17 protein-coding genes and 5 tRNA genes are annotated in these 19,845 nt (G+C 35.5%); 6 read left to right on the forward strand and 16 right to left on the reverse strand.

All coding sequences use genetic code 11. The features are described 5' to 3' along the window. Positions 1 to 163: 163 nt before the first annotated feature. A complete protein-coding gene (gene fadR, locus ACNARN_RS02660; RefSeq protein WP_109373572.1) occupies positions 164 to 883 on the reverse strand; it encodes a fatty acid metabolism transcriptional regulator FadR in 720 nt (239 codons plus the stop codon). A gap of 233 nt (positions 884 to 1,116) precedes the next feature. Between fadR and nhaB the strand changes: the two genes are divergently transcribed. Together nhaB and dsbB are read left to right on the forward strand one after the other, a co-directional pair. Beyond that, complete coding sequence (gene nhaB, locus ACNARN_RS02665; RefSeq protein WP_109373573.1) at positions 1,117 to 2,661, forward strand: sodium/proton antiporter NhaB; 1,545 nt, start codon at positions 1,117 to 1,119, stop codon at positions 2,659 to 2,661. 178 nt (positions 2,662 to 2,839) lie between these two features. Continuing rightward, positions 2,840 to 3,364 (forward strand): disulfide bond formation protein DsbB, encoded by a 525-nt coding sequence (gene dsbB / locus ACNARN_RS02670; RefSeq protein WP_109373574.1) that lies wholly within the window; start codon positions 2,840 to 2,842, stop codon positions 3,362 to 3,364. Between the two features lie 84 nt (positions 3,365 to 3,448). Here the strand turns inward: dsbB and ACNARN_RS02675 are convergent, their stop codons facing one another. From ACNARN_RS02675 to ACNARN_RS02695, 5 genes are all read right to left on the reverse strand, one after another. Then, positions 3,449 to 3,757, reverse strand: a complete 309-nt coding sequence (locus ACNARN_RS02675; RefSeq protein WP_198619915.1) for a DUF333 domain-containing protein — start codon at positions 3,755 to 3,757, stop codon at positions 3,449 to 3,451. A 33-nt stretch (positions 3,758 to 3,790) separates the two neighbouring features. Beyond that, positions 3,791 to 4,123 carry an SMR family transporter gene (locus tag ACNARN_RS02680; RefSeq protein WP_023581949.1) on the reverse strand — a complete coding sequence of 111 codons (333 nt, stop codon included), beginning with the start codon at positions 4,121 to 4,123 and terminating at the stop codon, positions 3,791 to 3,793. 134 nt (positions 4,124 to 4,257) lie between these two features. After that, complete coding sequence (locus ACNARN_RS02685; RefSeq protein ID WP_198630155.1) at positions 4,258 to 5,487, reverse strand: sugar transporter; 1,230 nt, start codon at positions 5,485 to 5,487, stop codon at positions 4,258 to 4,260. A 460-nt stretch (positions 5,488 to 5,947) separates the two neighbouring features. Beyond that, a complete protein-coding gene (locus tag ACNARN_RS02690; RefSeq protein WP_198619913.1) occupies positions 5,948 to 6,367 on the reverse strand; it encodes a hypothetical protein in 420 nt (139 codons plus the stop codon). A 239-nt stretch (positions 6,368 to 6,606) separates the two neighbouring features. After that, the gene (locus ACNARN_RS02695; RefSeq protein WP_232797460.1) at positions 6,607 to 7,392 is read right to left on the reverse strand and encodes a class I SAM-dependent methyltransferase; all 786 of its coding nucleotides are present in this window, start codon (positions 7,390 to 7,392) and stop codon (positions 6,607 to 6,609) included. A gap of 289 nt (positions 7,393 to 7,681) precedes the next feature. Here ACNARN_RS02695 and ACNARN_RS02700 point away from each other — a divergent pair, with 289 nt between their 5' ends. The 4 genes from ACNARN_RS02700 (at position 7,682) to ACNARN_RS02715 (ending at position 11,857) form a co-directional block, all read left to right on the forward strand. Then, entirely contained in the window at positions 7,682 to 8,053 is a 372-nt protein-coding gene (locus ACNARN_RS02700; protein WP_109373579.1) for a DUF305 domain-containing protein, read from the forward strand. 167 nt (positions 8,054 to 8,220) lie between these two features. Continuing rightward, a complete protein-coding gene (locus ACNARN_RS02705; RefSeq protein ID WP_198619912.1) occupies positions 8,221 to 9,132 on the forward strand; it encodes an AraC family transcriptional regulator in 912 nt (303 codons plus the stop codon). A gap of 228 nt (positions 9,133 to 9,360) precedes the next feature. After that, a complete protein-coding gene (locus ACNARN_RS02710; RefSeq protein WP_198619911.1) occupies positions 9,361 to 10,530 on the forward strand; it encodes an iron-containing alcohol dehydrogenase in 1,170 nt (389 codons plus the stop codon). Positions 10,531 to 10,825: 295 nt separating this feature from the next. After that, entirely contained in the window at positions 10,826 to 11,857 is a 1,032-nt protein-coding gene (locus ACNARN_RS02715; RefSeq protein ID WP_368887795.1) for a glycosyltransferase family 9 protein, read from the forward strand. Positions 11,858 to 12,048: 191 nt separating this feature from the next. On the opposite strand, the gene ACNARN_RS02720 is transcribed toward ACNARN_RS02715, so the two are convergent. From ACNARN_RS02720 to ACNARN_RS02765, 10 genes are all read right to left on the reverse strand, one after another. Beyond that, positions 12,049 to 12,135 (reverse strand) — tRNA-Leu (locus ACNARN_RS02720). A gap of 171 nt (positions 12,136 to 12,306) precedes the next feature. Continuing rightward, positions 12,307 to 12,393, reverse strand: a tRNA-Leu gene (locus tag ACNARN_RS02725). Between the two features lie 133 nt (positions 12,394 to 12,526). After that, a tRNA-Leu gene (locus ACNARN_RS02730) sits at positions 12,527 to 12,613 on the reverse strand. 5 nt (positions 12,614 to 12,618) lie between these two features. Next, a tRNA-Cys gene (locus ACNARN_RS02735) sits at positions 12,619 to 12,692 on the reverse strand. Positions 12,693 to 12,717: 25 nt separating this feature from the next. After that, positions 12,718 to 12,793: transfer RNA gene (locus ACNARN_RS02740), tRNA-Gly, on the reverse strand. A 141-nt stretch (positions 12,794 to 12,934) separates the two neighbouring features. Next, entirely contained in the window at positions 12,935 to 13,483 is a 549-nt protein-coding gene (gene pgsA / locus ACNARN_RS02745; RefSeq protein ID WP_075674025.1) for a CDP-diacylglycerol--glycerol-3-phosphate 3-phosphatidyltransferase, read from the reverse strand. A 55-nt stretch (positions 13,484 to 13,538) separates the two neighbouring features. Further along, positions 13,539 to 15,371 carry an excinuclease ABC subunit UvrC gene (uvrC, locus tag ACNARN_RS02750; RefSeq protein WP_196574360.1) on the reverse strand — a complete coding sequence of 611 codons (1,833 nt, stop codon included), beginning with the start codon at positions 15,369 to 15,371 and terminating at the stop codon, positions 13,539 to 13,541. Further along, a complete protein-coding gene (locus ACNARN_RS02755) occupies positions 15,355 to 16,014 on the reverse strand; it encodes a LuxR C-terminal-related transcriptional regulator (protein WP_198619909.1) in 660 nt (219 codons plus the stop codon). The genes uvrC and ACNARN_RS02755 overlap by 17 nt, the downstream gene beginning before the upstream one ends. 216 nt (positions 16,015 to 16,230) lie before the next feature. Further along, positions 16,231 to 16,635, reverse strand: coding sequence for a GFA family protein (locus tag ACNARN_RS02760; protein ID WP_198619908.1), 405 nt, complete (start codon positions 16,633 to 16,635; stop codon positions 16,231 to 16,233). Positions 16,636 to 16,739: 104 nt separating this feature from the next. Then, positions 16,740 to 19,799, reverse strand: coding sequence for a DUF2339 domain-containing protein (locus tag ACNARN_RS02765; protein ID WP_416304105.1), 3,060 nt, complete (start codon positions 19,797 to 19,799; stop codon positions 16,740 to 16,742). Positions 19,800 to 19,845 lie beyond the last annotated feature (46 nt).

Genomic DNA, 19,845 nt, shown 5'->3' on the forward strand with positions numbered 1-19,845 from the left:
AACGCCTAAATTAACTCACTTTGGTTACTCTTTTTACTAAAAATAACCTATTTAAAGCATTGCCTAAAAAATGACACATTGGCTTTTTAAAAAGCATAAAAAAACCAGTATCACAAATTATATGCATACTGGTTTTTCTATTGTGATAAAGCAGCAAACGTAATTAGCGTTTTACTTCTTCTAGGTCACTTGGTAATGGTGACTGTAAACTTTGCCAGATAACACCACTGTCTTTACCATATTGACGGACACATTCCATGACATGCTCGACATCTTTTTGCTCACATAATGCAGCCAGTTTTTTATAGAATGCTAATGCGAGTTCTTTGGCTTGAATATTTGAGAAATAATAACGACCTACGCGCGTATAAAGCCCTTTTAAGCCGTTTAAGATAAGACCATAAATTGGGTTACCTGATGCAAACGCCAATCCACGGAAAATGTTGTAATCCAGTTCACTAAACTCATCAGCGCTATTTTCAGTAGTAAGCTCATGGTTTAAAATTTCAATACATTTTTCAGGGCTATTTCTAAATGCTGTACGTATAAAAATAGCTGAGATATTGGTTCTGACGGCCAATAAGTTATCTATTAACTGTGGTACTCGATCATGATCGAGACGAGCGACTGTTTCAAGGATATTAAGGCCTGATGTTTCCCAGAAATTGTTTACCTTCGTTGGCTTTCCGTGTTGAATTGTTAACCAACCATCACGAGCAAGGCGTTGTAACACTTCTCTTAATGTGGTTCTTGTAACACCGATTAATTCAGAGAGCTCACGTTCCGCTGGAAGAATAGATCCAGGAGGAAAACGATTATTCCAGATGCTTTCAACAATATACTCTTCCGCAAAACCTGCGGGGCTTTGAGCCTTAATAACCATATTTTTATTTCTTCCGAAGCGATTTTTCTGCTAATAATGGAAAAGATAATATCAGAATGCGTAATTTTGATATAGCTCAACCATCATTAAATAGTGAATGGCATCATAAAACTTGATGTAGCTTTATCAATTTATTATTACTGAGGCGCTTAATTTCACAGCGATTAGCGCGTACTATGGTTAAATTGCGCATCATTGCGCTTAAAATCTCTATTTGGAGGATGAGAAACCTAATGGATATGAGTATAAGACAAGCACTACTAAAGAACTTTATGGGGAATTCCCCAGATTGGTATAAGCTTGCTATTCTTACTTTTTTAATTATCAACCCACTGATTTTTTTCTTTGTTGACCCTTTTGTCGCCGGTTGGCTATTAGTTGTAGAATTTATTTTTACACTGGCTATGGCGCTAAAGTGTTACCCGTTACAACCCGGAGGATTACTTGCTATTGAGGCCGTCATCATTGGTATGACTAGCCCAAAACAGATTGGTCATGAAATTGCCAACAACCTTGAAGTGATTTTGCTTCTTGTCTTTATGGTTGCAGGTATCTATTTTATGAAGCAATTATTACTGTTTGCTTTTACTAAACTGCTGTTATCCATTCGCTCTAAACGAATGTTGTCTATTGCCTTTTGCTTCGCAAGTGCATTTTTATCTGCCTTTTTAGATGCTTTAACCGTTATCGCGGTTGTAATCAGTGTCTCTCTCGGTTTCTATTCTATTTATCATAATTTCGCTTCTAACCAATCAGGTGCAGAATTAAATAATGATGGATTTATTGATACCGCAGAAAAAAAACAAACTTTAGAACAATTCCGTGCTTTTTTACGTAGCTTAATGATGCATGCGGGTGTTGGTACTGCATTAGGTGGCGTAATGACCATGGTTGGTGAACCACAAAACCTTATTATTGCAAAACATTTAGAGTGGGATTTTGTGACCTTCTTTATCAGAATGTCACCTGTCACTATTCCTGTTTTCTTTGCTGGCCTTGCAGTGTGCTACCTTGTAGAACGCTTTAAGCTCTTTGGTTATGGTGCTGAATTACCTGATTTAGTTCGTAAAGTTCTCACTGAATACGATAAGAAAAACAGTGAAAAACGCACTTCTCAAGAAAAAGCACAACTAATGATCCAAGCATTAATTGGTATTTGGTTGATTGTTGCTTTAGCGCTCCATTTAGCAGAAGTCGGTATTATCGGTTTATCTGTTATTATTCTTGCCACTGCATTTTGTGGGATCACAGAAGAACACGCTCTTGGTAAAGCATTTGAAGAAGCCTTACCTTTCACTGCGTTATTGACTGTTTTCTTCTCTATTGTTGCTGTTATTATTGATCAACAATTATTTGGCCCTATTATTCAGTTTGTTCTTCAAGCTTCAGAATCCTCACAACTGTCTCTTTTTTACCTCTTTAATGGTCTACTATCTGCTATTTCAGATAACGTGTTTGTGGGTACGGTTTATATCAGTGAAGCTTTAACAGCATTGCAAAATGGATTAATTAGCCAATCACAATATGAACATATTGGTGTTGCTATTAATACAGGTACAAACTTACCTTCTGTTGCGACGCCAAATGGTCAAGCCGCATTCCTGTTCTTATTAACATCAGCATTATCACCACTTATCCGTTTATCATATGGCCGTATGGTGATAATGGCACTGCCATATACAATTGTAATGACATTGCTTGGTTTACTGGCTGTTGAATTTTGGCTTGTTCCTGCAACACACTGGTTTTATGAAATTGGTTTAGTTGCTATTCCATAACAATAGATCCACAGTTACACCACATAAATAGGACTTTTATTTGATAAAAGTCCTATTTTTTTCATTAAAATAAGCTTGAATGTAAATATTTGTGAAATAACAGGTTTTAACTTTTTTTGCGCTTGATTTTTGGGCAGAATAGGCACTTATTTTATTTAATATTTAAATGGATATTATTATGCTGACTTCTCTTCGTCACTGGTCACAAAGCCGTTTTTCATGGCTGTTGCTTGCATTAACAGCAATAGGTCTTGAAGGTGCTGCATTGTATTTTCAGTACGGAATGGAATTAATGCCTTGCGTAATGTGCGTCTATCAACGTATCGCAGTATTAGGGATCTTAGTTGCTGCATTGATTGGGGCATCTGCACCTAAAATGGCTCTTATGCGTATGGCGGGTAGTTTCTTATGGATTTATTCTGCATACCGAGGAATTGAACTAGCTTGGGAGCATACACAACTTATTCTGAATCCATCACCTTTTGCAACCTGTGATTTCTTTGTCACTTTACCTTCTTGGTTTGCCCTGCAAGATTGGTTCCCTTCTGTATTCCAAGCAACCGGTGATTGCTCTGTCAGCCAATGGCAATTCTTAACTTTAGAAATGCCACAATGGATGCTTATTATTTTCTCTGCTTATTTTGTTGTAGGTTTATTAGTATTAATGAGCCAAATAACAAGTTCTTTTAAGACAAAAGAATAAAAAAGAAAATAGCCTTTAGCGATAAACTAAAGGCTATTTTTATAATAGAGAAATGGTGATTCAGCATTCAACCCCAAATAAGCTTTAACCTGGAATGCAAGCCCCTTCAATTAAAGCTTGTTCACTACAACGCTTACCATTAGCAAATTGACACACTGGCGTCTGACCGCCATGCAATTCATAGTTTAAAGAAGGCACACCACCTGAAAAGACACAGGTTGCCTTGGCTGATTCTTCTAAGGGAATATCAAGGCTGGTTGTCGGTATCGTTCGACTTTTACTAACCATTTGTGTAGATGAATATTGTGTCTGCGCTGAATTACTGCATCCTGCAATAAAAGCAAAGCTAGTCAACATAATAAGATAACAAGCTGTTTTAAATTTCTTTTGCATCAAAGACACCCTAATTTATTCCAGTTATTCCTATTAGTGTGAAGCACTTTTTGAAAGTAGATTTATAACTAAAACACCAGCAATAATTAAAGTCATACCAACAATGGCAGGTAAATCGAGTTTTTGTTGATAAAGAAATACTGCTGCAACAGAGACTAAAACTATCCCTAATCCACTCCATATTGCATAAGCAATACCTAATGGCATAACTCTTACCACTTGAGAAAGTGCCCAAAAAGAAAGACAGTAACCAATGACGACTACAATAGATGGATATAATCGGCTAAAACCATCAGAAGCTTTCAGCATTGTTGTCGCAATGACTTCAGATATAATTGCCAACATTAAGTAAGTTAATCCATTCATTTTTTCGCCTTAATCCTATACAAAGTCAATTTTGTGAATTCTATCACAAGCGAGATTACGGATATTCATCTACAACAAATAAAAAAGGCACTCTTCCTATTGAATAAGTGCCTTTATATCGTAGAAATACTTATTTAGTGTTGATGAAGTTGATTCCTTTGGCGGGGTTCCCCGCCCATAGCAACACGATAACGATTAAAGATAAAACCACACCAAACCGCTGCAATAATACTTAATATTGTTCCTGCATAGCCAATGTTTGTCATACCAGCATGTAAAATAACCTGATTACCAATCAATGCTCCAGCACCAATACCGATATTAAAAATACCAGAATAAATAGACATAGCGATATCTGTTGCATCAGGTGCTAAATCAATCACTTTCACCTGCATTCCTAGCCCAATACACATAAATCCAATACCCCAAAATATAATCAGCACAATAAATGCGGTTAGATTCTGGCTACTGATCATTAATAAGCTTAAACAAACAGTAAGCAATATTAAGGCTGAAAATAAGAATGATGTTGGCATTTTGGTGCTATAACGACTAAATAACACGCTACCAATGATACCGGCTCCACCAAAAATCAATAACACCAACGTAGCAAAATTCTGATCCAGATTTGCAATATCAACCACAAAAGGCTCGATATAACTATACGCTGTAAAATGCGCCGTTACGGCAATAACCGTTAATAGAAAGATCCCCATGAGTGGGCCGCGCTTTAATAACATAGGCACACTTTTTAGTGATCCTGAATGCTCACTTGGTAATAAAGGTAAATAACGCATTAATGCAAACATAGTAATTAAGGCTAATATCCCAATGCCCATAAATGTTGCACGCCATCCTAACCACTGTCCAACAACACGACCAATAGGTAAACCTAATACTGTTGCAAGTGCTGTTCCTGTTGCTAATAAACCTAATGCCTGAGCGCGTTTACCAGCAGGTGCTACTCTAATAGCTAGTGATGCAGTAATAGACCAAAATACTGCATGAGAAAAAGCGACACCAATACGCCCTGCTATCAGTGATTTAAAATCCCATGCCACACCAGATAAAATATGACTTAAAATAAAGAGTATAAATAAAATAATAAGTAACTTACGTCGCTCAACTTTACTTGTCATTATCATTAAAGGCAGAGACATTAAAGCAACAACCCAAGCATATATCGTGATCATTAAACCTGTTTGAGCTGGGAGCATACCAAAGCTTTCAGAAATATCACTTAACAATGCAACAGGAACAAATTCTGTTGTATTAAAAACGAAAGCCGCGAATGATAATATTATTACCCTGATCCACGCTGTTTGTCGGCTAACTTCATTTACGTTTGATGCTGCGATATTCATAATTGATTGATATTTTCTTAAATTATATTGATATATATGCCATGCTTTTGATAGAAGCTTTTGTCTGATTTGCTTTTCTTACTTGCGCTAAAATTGATTTATTAGATTGAAAATAAAAAATAGTATTAAAAATAAAAACACATTTCGTTAGAAACAAAAAATAAACCAAATTATCACCAAATCTCACTGCTAAAGCGAATCAGCTATCAATTTTAGCATATTCGTATCGCGATTTTAAATCCCCTTGGCAACTTCTTTTTAACGTTAACATAATCTTTTAATAGTAAGATTGTAGATATAAATGCCCTATTGCTACTTTATGGTAAAGAATAAAAATATACTCTTTTCAAGAAAAATATATCGCATATTCATTGAATTAAGTTAAGAGATACTAATTTAATAACCGAAAATAATCTTACTGTTGGATAAAAGATAAATAAAAATAGAAAGGATATTAAGATTACTGACTCAAGTCAGTAATAACTTGAATTGCTTGCTCGCAAGCAATATTTTTCGTAGGTGATGTCGAACCATCAAAAGCATTTTTGATAGTTGAAATTTGTTCTTTTGCTGGTCGTGATAGCGTTAAATTTCCATTAGAAAGTGCTTTTTCAACATCATTTAGCTTTTCAGCTAGCTGCTGACAACTTCCATTATTATCTTTAGATTGATAAATAGCCATAAGCGTATCGCGTTTTGCTTCTACGGTAGAAAGCGTTTTACGTACTGTTGATGACGAATTTTCAATCAATTCACGGCTTTCACTCCAAAACTCAGTGGTATTTTCTTTAATGACAGATACTATGATAATAGCGACAAGAATAGCCAACATAATAGTCAGCGATAATATCCCTCCTGCAATAATAAGTATCTGTTTCATATTAAACTCCACATATCAATCATATCTGTTTTAATATTTATTTTTTAATGCTTATTTTTAATGCTTATTTTTAATATATATAGTTAAAATAAATCAGGTTCAATCTGGATTACGATTCTTTTTATTTTTTACATTTTATTACGGAGGTATACAGTTCTATTTATTCTTATTAATAGAAAAACAAGCACCTAGTTTTACCTAGGTGCCATTAAATGATATATAAGCTTTTCTTGATGGAATTATTTTTTAGAGCAACACGCAATATAATTTAAAATATGCCGATTTTCTCTAAAAAAACGAAACATTGATAAGAAGCGTGGCCTATTTTGCTTATTTGCCAATCCATTTTTAATTATCTTAGCTGTTCTAAATAAACCTTCATCACGAATTAAACCAATAGGTGACATTAAACTCATGTTGCCAGATTTTATTTTTACTTCTGAGAAACCAATATTAATAAATAAATCATGCCACTCTTGCTTAAACATTGGTGCTACATTTGATTTCACTACACCGATTAATTTATCTCTATTAACATCATCATTTTTCTTCATAATATCATGAGTTAATAATAAACCACCGGGTTTTAAAACACGGTAATACTCTTTTACTAGCTTTGTTTTGGCTTTATCTGCATACATTGTCAACATTGCTTCATTTATAACAATATCAAACGTATTATCAGGAAAAGGCAAAGATAACGCATTGGCTTTGGTTAATTGAATCAAATGTGATAATTGTGCTTTATCAACATTATTCTGTGCATGAGCTAAAGCATTATCATCCATATCGACAGCAATAATATGGCAACCATATTCCTTAGCAATTTCAATTGAAGTTGTCGCCATATTACAAGCAATCTCAAGAACATGGCTTGATGATGTAAAATGTGCGTTATTAATCAACCAATCAGATGCCTCTACACCGCCGGGTCTTAAACGTGTTTTCCCTAAACTTGCTAAAAAGGTATGTCCTGCTTTTGAGTGCTCTTGAGACATAGACTGCGTTGTAGTTTGATTATCCATATAGCCCGCCATAAAGTTGCATTAATAATGCAACTTTATAATAAAATACATTCAATGGGAATAGTTATCATTACTTTTCTATCTTTTATAAAGAAATTCTGAGTGTATAAAGAGATATGAAATTGAATTTAGGGATATAACCAATTGAAATAAAATGGGTTAAAAAGGCTATTTTGTAATTACGTCATTAAAGGTAAAGAACATTAAACTTTGAATAACAACATTGACCTTCCCCTAGGGGGAATCTTTAGAGTAATAACAATTACACGATAAATTAAAGGAAACTGTTATGAAAAAGATTTTACCTACTGCTGTTATTTTAATGAGTGCTATCTCTTTTGGTGCAATGGCAAACAATACACACATGAACATGAATATGGATACACCTCATAACAGTTCGCCAATGCAAAAAGAACTCAATGATTCCATGAATAAGATGCATGCCGATATGGCAAAAGGGATGAATACCGATAATGCAGATGTCGCTTTTGCTGATGGCATGATTGCCCACCATTTAGGCGCTATTGATATGGCTAAGATCGAGTTGAAATACGGTACTGATCCTGAAATGCGTAAACTAGCTCAGGCTATTATTGATGCGCAAGGCCCTGAAATAGAACAAATGCAAAAATGGTTAGAAAAAAATAAAACCAATAAATAATATATTCATAAGGCTGTGATTTATTAGGCACAGCCTATCTTATTTTTGATGTTTACTTTCCAGATTTCTTATTAAATATACGTCAAATAATTTTCTAATATTCATCTCATACATTATAATTTTGCGACGACGACAATATTAATCGCTTTATCCCGTATGGAGTCCATATGAATAAATTAGAAAACATGGCGTTATTAACTCAAAAACTAGCCATGCAGATTGAAAAATGGACTCATGATACTAATCAATTTGAAACTCAAATTCCGGGATTAACGCTGACACACTGGACTTCTCCTACACCAATTACCAGCCATACTCACAAATCAGGAATATGTTTAATTGCCCAAGGTGAAAAGAGAGTGATCTTAGGAGAAGAAAGCTTTATTTATGATGCCAACCATTTTTTAATTTCTTCAATAGAACTCCCAGTTATGGCAAATATTATGAAAGCCAGCAACGAGAAACCTTTTTTAGGGCTAGTTATGGAGTTAGATCTGCAAGAAATATCGCAACTCATCGTTGATAGTGAATTAACATTTAACTCAGATTTAAATGCTCAAAAAGGAATTGCTGTTGGCAAATTATCAGAACCTTTAGTCAATGCCTTTATTCGCTTGCTCACTCTTCTTGATGAGCCTGATAGTATTAAAATTCTTGCTCCAGGTATAAAGCGTGAGATTTTTTATCGTCTACTTATTACAGAGCAAGGTGAACGATTGAATCAAATCGTCACAGCAGGTAGTCATAGTCATCAAATAGCTAAAGCGATTGATTGGTTAAAAAGTAATTATATAAAACCATTAAATATCAGTGAATTGGCTTCATGTTCTGGAATGAGCAAATCTGCTTTTTATACTCATTTTAAAACAATGACATCAATGACTCCGCTTCAATTCCAAAAAAAATTACGACTCAGTGAAGCCCGTCGGTTAATGTTAACTGAAAATTTAGGTGCAACGACAACCACTTTCCGAGTTGGTTATGAAAGCCCTTCTCAATTTAGTCGTGAATATAGTCGATTATTCGGAGCTCCACCAGCAACAGACATTAAGTTGCTTAAAGAAACGGATCATATTTAACCGTTATAAATGCTCTTGTTCTTTCTCTAAGCTGATTTATATTATTCACAATCATCATTTTAGTTTTTTGGAAAAATAGGCAAGAGACTAAGAAGATCAGACATTCATTTCTAAATGCGAAAGCGATAGCATTTTCCTCAACAATTAATCTGTCTCTATCTTATTTGAAGTTAAAAAATACATTAGGCTTTAATTAGATAGTCTTTAATCTGGCAAAAGGATATCAAAATGCAACTCGATTTCTCTTACTATAATCCAACCACCATTCATTTTGGTAAGAATTCTCTTGCTAAATTAAATGATGAATTATCACATTATGGCGAAACAGTTATGCTGATGTATGGCCGTAACGCGATTAAATCAAATGGGCTCTATGATGAGGTTATAACCATACTCCGTCATGCAGGTAAAAACATTGTTGAGTTATCAGGCGTTATGCCAAACCCAACTTATAAAAAAATGATGGAAGGTGCTCAGCTAGTTCGCGAACACAATGTCAGTTTGATATTAGCGGTCGGTGGTGGCTCCGTTATCGATTGTGCGAAAGGCATTTCCATTTCGGCTTATTGTGAAAATGAAGATCCTTTCCAAAAATACTGGGTTGAATACCAAGATGTAACAAATAAAATTGTTCCTGTCGCATCAATTCTTACCATGGTAGGCACAGGCTCTGAAATGAATGGTGGTTCAGTTATTACCCATGAAGAGACTAAATATAAAATTGGACGTGCATTTCCTGCAAATGTATTTCCTAAGTTCTCGATTTTAAACCCAGAATATACTTTTTCTGTTTCTCAGTATCAGATGGTAAGTGGTGTTTTTGACACTATGTCGCATTTGATGGAGCAATATTTTTCTGATGAAGGTGCAAATACAACCGATTATTTAATTGAAAGTTTATTAAAATCTTCGATTGATAATTTACGTATCGCACTAAAAAATCCAACAGATTACGAAGCCAGAAGTAATCTTATGTGGAATGCAACACTTGCATTAAATACCCTCACAGGATTATCAAAAACACAAGATTGGCAAGTTCATATGATTGAACATCAATTAGGGGCTTATACAGACTGTGCACATGGAATGGGACTCGCAGCGATTTCTCTACCTTATTATCGTTTTATCTATAAGTTTGGTATTGAAAAATTTGTACGATTTGCAACTCAAGTATGGGGAATTTCCGCAGAAGGAAAAACGCAAGATCAAATTGCCCTTGAAGGTATTGATGCACTAGAACGTTTCACAAAGGAATGCGGCATTATTACATCATTAGAAGCCTTAGGTGCAACAAGAGAAATGCTTCCTGAGATTGCACAATCAACCACAATTATTGGTAGAGGCTATCAAAAGCTAACCTCTAAAGATGTACTCGATATTTTGGAAGCGTGTTTTTAATTACCCGTAAATGGCATTATAAACATAGTCTTAGTTACTAAAGATAAATTTTATATTAAGACATATAACAAATACGATGATTATCTAAAAAATAGTCATCGTATTATCAATAGTACAGCCTTTGAGCTTATCTTCTTCTCATTCCCTATCCCTATCCCAAAAGCAGATTAATTCCCTGATAAAGATGCCTCTACATATCGAATCGCTTATAATCATAAATATACAATATGATTACTGCTGAAGTCATACTCATCAGCAATGAATTTCTCTCATTCGAATATACATAAATCTAATTATGCCTAAAATATTAATAATACAAAGAGATAACATTGGTGATTTAATACTTACAACACCATTAATTGACTCTCTTGCCCATGAATATAATACAAAAATAGATCTGCTCGTAAACTCTTACAATCAAGCCATCCTAGAAGGCAACCCTTCTGTTGGAAATGTACATATTTACAGTAAGTTACATCATAAAAAATCAGGACAATCATCCCTAAAACTTATTCTAAGTCGCTTGAAAATTATTTTTGATATGCGTCGTCAGCATTATGATATCGCAATTGTTGCTCGTGACCATTGGGCCAAAAGAGCATTACAATGGGCAAAATTATCAGGTGCTAAGCGTATTATCGCTATTGGCAATGACGCGCCTTCAGCAGTGACAGATCCTATTCCAACGCCGTCTAACAAAGGCCATATCGCTGAGTTGTTCTGTCAACTAGCCCATCCTCTTGGAATAGAGAAAAAAGCTGGCCCTTTAAAATTGTATGTTAAAGATGAAGAGATCTCTGCAATTCGTCAACGCATTAAAATAACTGAAAATGTTCCTATTTACGGCTTACAAATCAGTTCACGTAAACCACAACAACGTTGGCAAGCAGAAAAATTTATCGAGTTAGCACACCAATTAACACAACGCGAAAAATGCCACATTCTTCTCTTTTGGTCGCCAGGAAGCAACGACAATAAACAGCACCCCGGTGATGATGAAAAAGCACAGTTTATCCTTGAACAGTGCAAAGATATCCCTATTACGCCAGTACCTACGCAAAATCTTAGAGAATTAATGGCTGGTATGTCTTTATGTGATCAGATGCTAACCAGCGATGGTGGTGCATTACATATTTCAGTGGGTGTTGGTGTGCCGACAGTAGCGATGTTTGGTAATAGTGATGCTGATTTTTGGGGTCCATGGCATATTGCCAGTGAAGTACTGAAGGCGCCTGAAGATAATGTAGGGCTTCTTACGGTAGACGATGTATTGACTCGTTTTATTACACTAAGAGATCGAGTCATTGCTTTAAATACAAAGAGTTAATTGCCAAACACTAATACAAAAAACATTAAATATAAATCACCTTATTGCTACACCTGATAAGGTGATTTTTTATTTTATACCCATCGAGTTGATAAAATCATATTTAAGTAGCAATAAAATAATATATTCAATTTGATTTTTACTTTTTATGATCAAAAAAAACGGACCTTATTAAGGTCCGCTTTTTTATATGGTGCCCAGGGCGGGACTTGAACCCGCACAGCCTTACAGCCGAGGGATTTTAAATCCCTTGTGTCTACCGATTTCACCACCTGGGCTAAATTGTATTTACTTGTCACGCTTAATACTTGTTTATCAAACAAGATAGATAACAAATAAATTTAAAGCATTTACTTCTAAAACAGCTAACTTTAGTTTTTTGCTTTTCTCTCACTAACTTGTTGCTAGAGGAAGAAAAAACGGACCCAAGTTAAGGTCCGCTATTTATATGGTGCCCAGGGCGGGACTTGAACCCGCACAGCCTTACAGCCGAGGGATTTTAAATCCCTTGTGTCTACCGATTTCACCACCTGGGCTAAATTCTGTGGTGCGTCCGTAAATCCTTATTACTAAGATAGATACTGGCATGGACGACTTATTACTTATTTACTTCTCAATGCCATTTACAATGGACTTTCTTTTTGCACCAAACTCTTTATCTTAAAGAGATGGTGCCCAGGGCGGGACTTGAACCCGCACAGCCTTACAGCCGAGGGATTTTAAATCCCTTGTGTCTACCGATTTCACCACCTGGGCATTAATGGAGGCGCGTCCCGGAATCGAACCGAGGTACACGGATTTGCAATCCGCTGCATGACCACTCTGCCAACGCGCCTCAACTACTCAATCTCATAAGAGATTGGAGCGGGAAACGAGACTCGAACTCGCGACCCCAACCTTGGCAAGGTTGTGCTCTACCAACTGAGCTATTCCCGCATTACCGAACTTGCTGATTTACTTATTTATTTCTGTAAACCGTTGTGCCTTTCGATGCGTTGCATTCTACTGATTTCCTGAATCTAGTCAACACTATATTTGCATCTTTTTGACTGTTCGGTGAATTTTCAGTCATTTCGATCAACCTTCGCGCAAATCTGACCACGCAGCGCTCAAATATTGAAACATTGACCAGAAAGTCAGCACTGTTGCGATATATAATAAAGCGAATCCAAACCATTCTGCTTCAACAGTAGGACGCCATAATAACACAACAAGCGATCCCATTTGTGCGGTCGTCTTCACTTTTCCTATCCAAGAAACTGCAACACTGTTACGTTTCCCTAATTCAGCCATCCATTCTCTTAATGAAGAAATAATAATTTCACGAGCAATCATTGTTGCTGCAGGTAAGGTTATCCACCACTCATGATAGTACTCAGTAATTAAAACAAGTGCTGTTGCAACCATTACTTTATCCGCTACTGGATCAAGAAAAGCTCCGAAGCGGGTAGTTTGTTTCCATCTACGTGCTAAAAAACCATCAAACCAGTCTGTTGCAGCTGCTACCATAAAAATAATAGCGCAAACTAATGGAGCATCTTTGAATGGTAAATAAAACACCAAAACAAAGAATGGGATTAGAGCGACACGAAATAGAGTTAGCCAAGTTGGGATATTTAGTTGCATAGCGTTCTACACGACCTAGAAAAGTGAGAGTTATTAATATGGTGCATCAATACACTTAGTGTTTCAACGCATTAAAAATTTTTTCTGCTAATGCCGTCGAAATTGTGGGGACTTTTGCAATTTCTTCAACACTTGCATCTCGTAAAGCTTGTAGCCCTCCCATATATTTCAACAACATTTGACGACGTTTGGGCCCTACGCCTTCAATAGACTCCAGCGAACTGGTATTTTTTACTTTTGCTCTACGTTGACGATGTCCCGTTATTGCATGACGATGGGATTCATCACGAATATGTTGGATCAAATGTAACGCAGGTGAATCAGAAGGTAACGCCATTCCTTCACCTTCAGGCACAAAAAACAAAGTTTCAAGCCCTGCTTTACGATCACTTCCTTTTGCGACACCAATTAATTTTGGGTGTGATTTGTCCCAATCAACATTAAGAGAATCAAATACCTCTATTGCTTGTGCTAATTGCCCTTTACCACCATCGATAAAGATAACATCTGGAACCTTACTGTCTTCTAATGATTTACCATAACGTCGAGTAAGCACTTGATTCATCGCCGCATAATCATCGCCAGGAGTAATACCACTAATATTATAGCGCCTATATTCAGATTTTAATGGGCCATTCATGTCAAATACTACACATGAAGCCACAGTTTGCTCTCCCATAGTGTGACTAATATCAAAACATTCCATTCGTTTTATCTCTTTCATATCAAGAAGAGACATCAAAGAGGTATAACGCTGTGAAATTGTCGATTGCTCGACTTGTTTTGAAGCCAATGCCGTTGCCGCATTTGTTCTAGCTAATTTCAAATAGCGCGCCCTATCACCACGCGGTTTTGTTTGAATTTGAATTTTTCGACCTGCAATTGAAGATATAGATTCAGAAAGAATGGCTTTATCTTCTAAATCAAAATCGAGCAAAATTTCACTTGGTAAAGTACGAATTGCACTGCCTTGTAAATAAAATTGACCAATAAAAGTCTGAACAACTTCATCGATTGAGGTATTTGCAGGAACTTTAGGAAAATAACTCCGACTACCTAACACTTTACCTTGACGGAAAAAGAGAACATAAACACAAGCAATCGCACCATTAAAAGCAACACTGATCACATCAAGATCATCACCAATATTGGCAACAAATTGTTTTTCTGTTACTTGCCTTACCGCTTGAATTTGATCACGAATGCGAGCGGCCTCTTCAAAACGTAATTCTTGGCTAGCTCCTTCCATACGTTTAACCAATCCATCAATAACTTGCGTATCATCACCTGAAAGAAAAAGTCGCACATAATTAACTTGTTGGGCATATTCTTCATCAGAAACATAACCTTTTACGCAAGGTGCAAGGCAACGCCCAATTTGATATTGCAAACAAGGTCTTGAACGATTGCGATAAACACTGTCTTCGCATTGACGAATAGGAAACAATTTTTGCATTAATGCTAAGGTTTCTCTTACTGCAAAGGAGTTAGGAAAAGGTCCAAAATATTCCCCTTTCGCATGTTTTGCGCCACGGTAGCTAGCAAGTCTGGGGTGTTTATCACCGCTTAAATAGATATAAGGATAGGATTTATCATCTCGCAACAACACATTATAGCGAGGCTGATAACGCTGAATGTAGCTGTGTTCAAGCAATAAAGCTTCCGTTTCTGTATGGGTGATCGTGACATCAATATTTGCAATGCACTTCACTAAAGCTTCAGTTTTACGGCTATTTACCTGTGTACGAAAATAGCTTGAAAGCCTTTTTTTCAGATCTTTAGCTTTGCCGACATAGATTACTGTGTCTGTTGCATCATACATCCGATACACACCTGGTTTATCTGTGACTCGGCTTAAGAATGCTTTGGCGTCAAATTTGTCTTCCACTTTGTAAATGACTCTCTATCTCAATTAACCCATAACGTATTGCTATATGTGTTAATTCTACATCACCTGAAATTTTAAGTTTACTAAACATTCGGTAACGATAGCTATTTACTGTTTTTGTATTAATATTCAACTCACTTGCGATTTGTGTGATTTTCTTCCCTCTAATGATCATCGACATAATCTGCAATTCTCGTTCAGACAGATGATGTAAAGGATTTAATTCTTGCTGTAATTTTGTTAGTGCGATTTCCATCGCTAACTCTTGGCTTATATACCGTTGACCGATACAAACCTGTCGGATAGCTTGCAGAATATTTTCACAAGAAGTATCAGCTACAATAAAACCTTCAATACCCAATTGAAGAAGTGTTATTGATAATATTGAATCTGTTTTTGGTGAAATAACAATAATTTTAATTGATAAAGATGATCGCTTTATTCTTTTTATAGAATCAATTAATGAGACTGAAGGTGCTGAATAAATAATAATAAGATTAACTGAAAATTGTCGGCAATAACGAAATGCATCATTTTCATTATTCACCACCTTTCGGATATTAATTTTTTTAATCTGGCTAAGAAGTGTTTTTATTCCCAAGCTAAATATTTCAACTCGACTTATTATCAATGTATTTATCAATAACTTTTTCCTTTTAAATTACACCATAACAAAGAACATTAAATCAATTCTTCACAGGCGTGAATACAAACATCATACTATAATAAGAAAATAGCAACCCAGCGCTTCCTTTATATTACATTAATATTTATTTAATGAAATAAAATAATAAAAAAGACTCATGTAGAAAAGAGTCTTTAAAAAATAAAAAAATATAAAAAACTAATAAATGAAATTTTATTTATTGAACATATTCATAATATCTTGTTCTGTTAGCATGGGTGTTTTTTCTACAAAATTATAATAATTAGGTTTGCTATCTATATAAATTTGCATTGTCAGTTTACTTTCTTTTGCATCGGGGAATAATCCTGCTGATACATAGTAAGTATGGGTTTCTTTTAGATGATAAAAAAGATGAGAACCACAATGCTTACAAAATGCTCGTTCTCCCCATAAAGATGAATCATAACGTGTTATATTTTCTTCACCTTCAATCTTCAAATCTGATTTACAATCAATTGAAAAACCAGGGCCACCATTCCAACGCAAACACATACTGCAATGACAAACGCTGAGTGCAGAGATATCTTGCGCTGTCGATAGCTTAACCTTGCCACATAAACATTGACCTTGATGCATTGATACTCTCCTCTTCTTTAGATCATGAAATCATGCATTAATCACTTAAGATTATATGCATGATTTAATTTCAAAGATCAATAAAACGCACATGTAAAAAACGTCTATACTTTTGTATTTTCTCTTTGCTTTTTAGGTGGCAATGGTGAGAAATACCCAATTAATAAAATCAGTATTGCAACACCAATGAAGGCCAATGCTCTGAGCAACCCACTACTTAATGATGTATCAATTAGGAAAAGTTTAGCGATAACTACGGCCAACAGTACGCCACCAATAAACCATTGTGAACGTAACTTCTTACGTGTCGCCATCACCATAGTCACTAACGCAGTAATTGCCCAAATAATGGCTAATACTGTTTGGATAACTTTGGAATTAATTATTGCATAACTCGACCAATCAATATCTGTTGCAAAGACTAGTCCTCTTAATAAAATACCGTTTGCCCACCAGAAAATCATAGCTGGAATAATGTAATTAAATATAATCAAGTTATTTTTCAATAATATTTGATATTTAGGTGACTGTTTTATTACTAATATAAATTTATAGCCAACCCATATTCCAATAACTCCCATTAGATCCATTAAGTTAAATAATGGAATAAATTTAACTCCACTTTCAGTGCCGTCATTAAAGTTTGCAAAGATTAAAGAAAGTGCCAGTAAACCTAAAACAGGAAAAGTGACTACCCAATAAGCATTTTGGTACTCTTTTATCCAATCAACTTTCATTGCTAGTATATAGCTTATTGCAATAAATAAACTTATAACAAAAATTACGCTTGCAAAATGTAAACTCACATAAAGGTACGTAACATCCATTAACCAAATAATTTCAGTAAATAAGAATAGAACAATAAAGATAAGGTGCATACTGTGGATCAATGCTTTATTTATCCTTTGTTTCGGCAATAACGTATTTACCTTAAGCAAGTAAAAACCACTCGCAAAAACTGCTATCCAGATAATCGCACTTAACCAATTATCAATTAACGAGCCTGCAAGATAGATGTACACCAACATAATAAGCGCTGACATCGGCCATAATAAAATAGAACAACTAGCCAACTCAGAAAATTGGGCTTTCTTCCCAGCAAAGAACATGCCCCAACAGCTAATAAGAATAAAAGCAAAGGTAATGGATTTTACTTCTGGAGAAAGCCAATGTTCGCCATATTCTTGTAGAAGTAAAACGCTATATCCCCAACTTACAGCAGAAATAAATAGTGTTACATATCCAATAGTTCGATTATCAAGATTAATAAATTGTGCTCGATACCACGGTACTGCGACGGCAAATACAACGATGACTTGTGTTACAAGCATTAGCCAATCGCCTAGCGAGATAACAGGCATGTTAAATAATAAAACAGAGGAAACCGCAACTAAAATAGTCCCTGCAATCGCAGGTTTCTTTTGCTGCTGTAAAACAGAAAATGCGAGGATCATTACCCCTTCAATTGCCCATACAATCGATGTCCATTCAGCAGAGAATGCAAATGGTACGGCTAAAGTAGCAAAGGTGACAGATAGCATAAAGAAGGCAATTGCCAGTAATTTGCCCTCTTCACGATAACGCTTAAGTGCAAACCAACTTAGTGCGAAATAAGCTAATCCATAAAGTGATGAAGCAATAGCAACACCATATGGCCATTCAGAAGCTAATCGATGTTGGAAGATAAAACCAATTAATGGCGTACCAAATAGTAATGTGGCATCAAAAGGAATATTAAGTTTCAGTTTATTTTTTAATGTTGAAAGTTCCGTTGCAACACCAAAAATCAACCAATTTGCAATTAAAAATAGCTGGCAAGGTAAATAATCAGCATGAGTGTAATTTGGTATTGCCCATATAAAAGCAATACCAAAAGTAAATGCAAAACCAATAAGATTTAATAAACGCCAAACTTGCCAATGGCTGATAATAAGAATACCAATTGAAAGAATAAGATAATAGCTAAACAATGCAACATAATTGCCACTACCCGTAGACAATAATACAGGTGCTAAATAACCACCAAGTGAAGCTAATATAGCTAAACTAATAGCCCGATGAATAACTGCCAAACTTACACTAACCAAACAGATAAACACCATAATAGCGAGAGCAATGCTAATAGGAATAAAATCATAAATTTTAGTCGCAGCAAAAATAGTAATGTAAAACCCACCAATGCCGCCACCTTGCAAAATTAATGCATATATCAGGTTTTTCTTTCTAAGCCACCAGCCAATACCTAATAACGCTAAGCATCCTGTTCCCGCCATCATTAAACGTGTTGATGCTGAGACAAGCTCATTCTCAATACTATATTTAAGTAAATAAGACAGACCAAAAAAGAGTAATAACATCCCTATTTTAGCCAGCGGATTTCCTGTTACTACCCAATTCCAAATAAGCCCCAAGATCGATTTCTGTTGACGTTTTGGACGAGGGTTTAAATTAGGTCTATATTGCGATGCAGGTCTATTTGCTTGAGGTGTAGCATTTCCTAAATTACCTGTTTCAGATCCTGCAAGGCTTGCACTTGCCATATTAGCTCTATTTTCGGCAAGCAGATCTGATGTTGATTTAACAGATGTTTGTTTTGCCTCTTGTTGGTAATGATGGGCAAAACGACTTGTTGCTATCTTAGGTTGATAAGGCTCAGCTCCTTTAGGTGTAGGGGCTGTTGATATTTCTGGCTGATCAGGTTGTTTGTTTTCAAAGTTAATATTATTAACCATAGAAGATTGAACAATTGGATTTTCTTCTTTAGGAGAAACTTTATTAAATGCTGTTTCTTGTGATGCTTGTGCATATTGAGATACAGGCGCGTCTTTATTTTCCGCCTGATTTTTCACATGTTCTGTTGTGTTAATAGGTTCAACTGTTTTAGGTTGATAAGTTGAAGCAGTTGAAATCGTTGATTGAGGCTCTTTTTTTATATCACAAGAGAAATCCTTAACTTCGCTTTTCTGAGCGTCAAGCTCTGTGCGAATATCCGCAGCGTTATCTTTACTTAATAACTTAAATAATTTCTCTTGTTGTTCAGTAAGTTTTTCTTCAAGCTGTTTAATTCGATGTAACAATGAGTTGCTATTTGTATAAGCGTGATATTGCCAATACAAAGATACCACGACAAATATTGTAACGATAAGCACCAAAAAGTCATCCATAAACCTAATCCTTTTGCGTTAAGCATCACATGCTTTTAATCTCTTA

Origin of the sequence: Proteus sp. TSJ240517 (genome assembly GCF_047921575.1) — a bacterium.
GTDB lineage: Bacteria > Pseudomonadota > Gammaproteobacteria > Enterobacterales > Enterobacteriaceae > Proteus.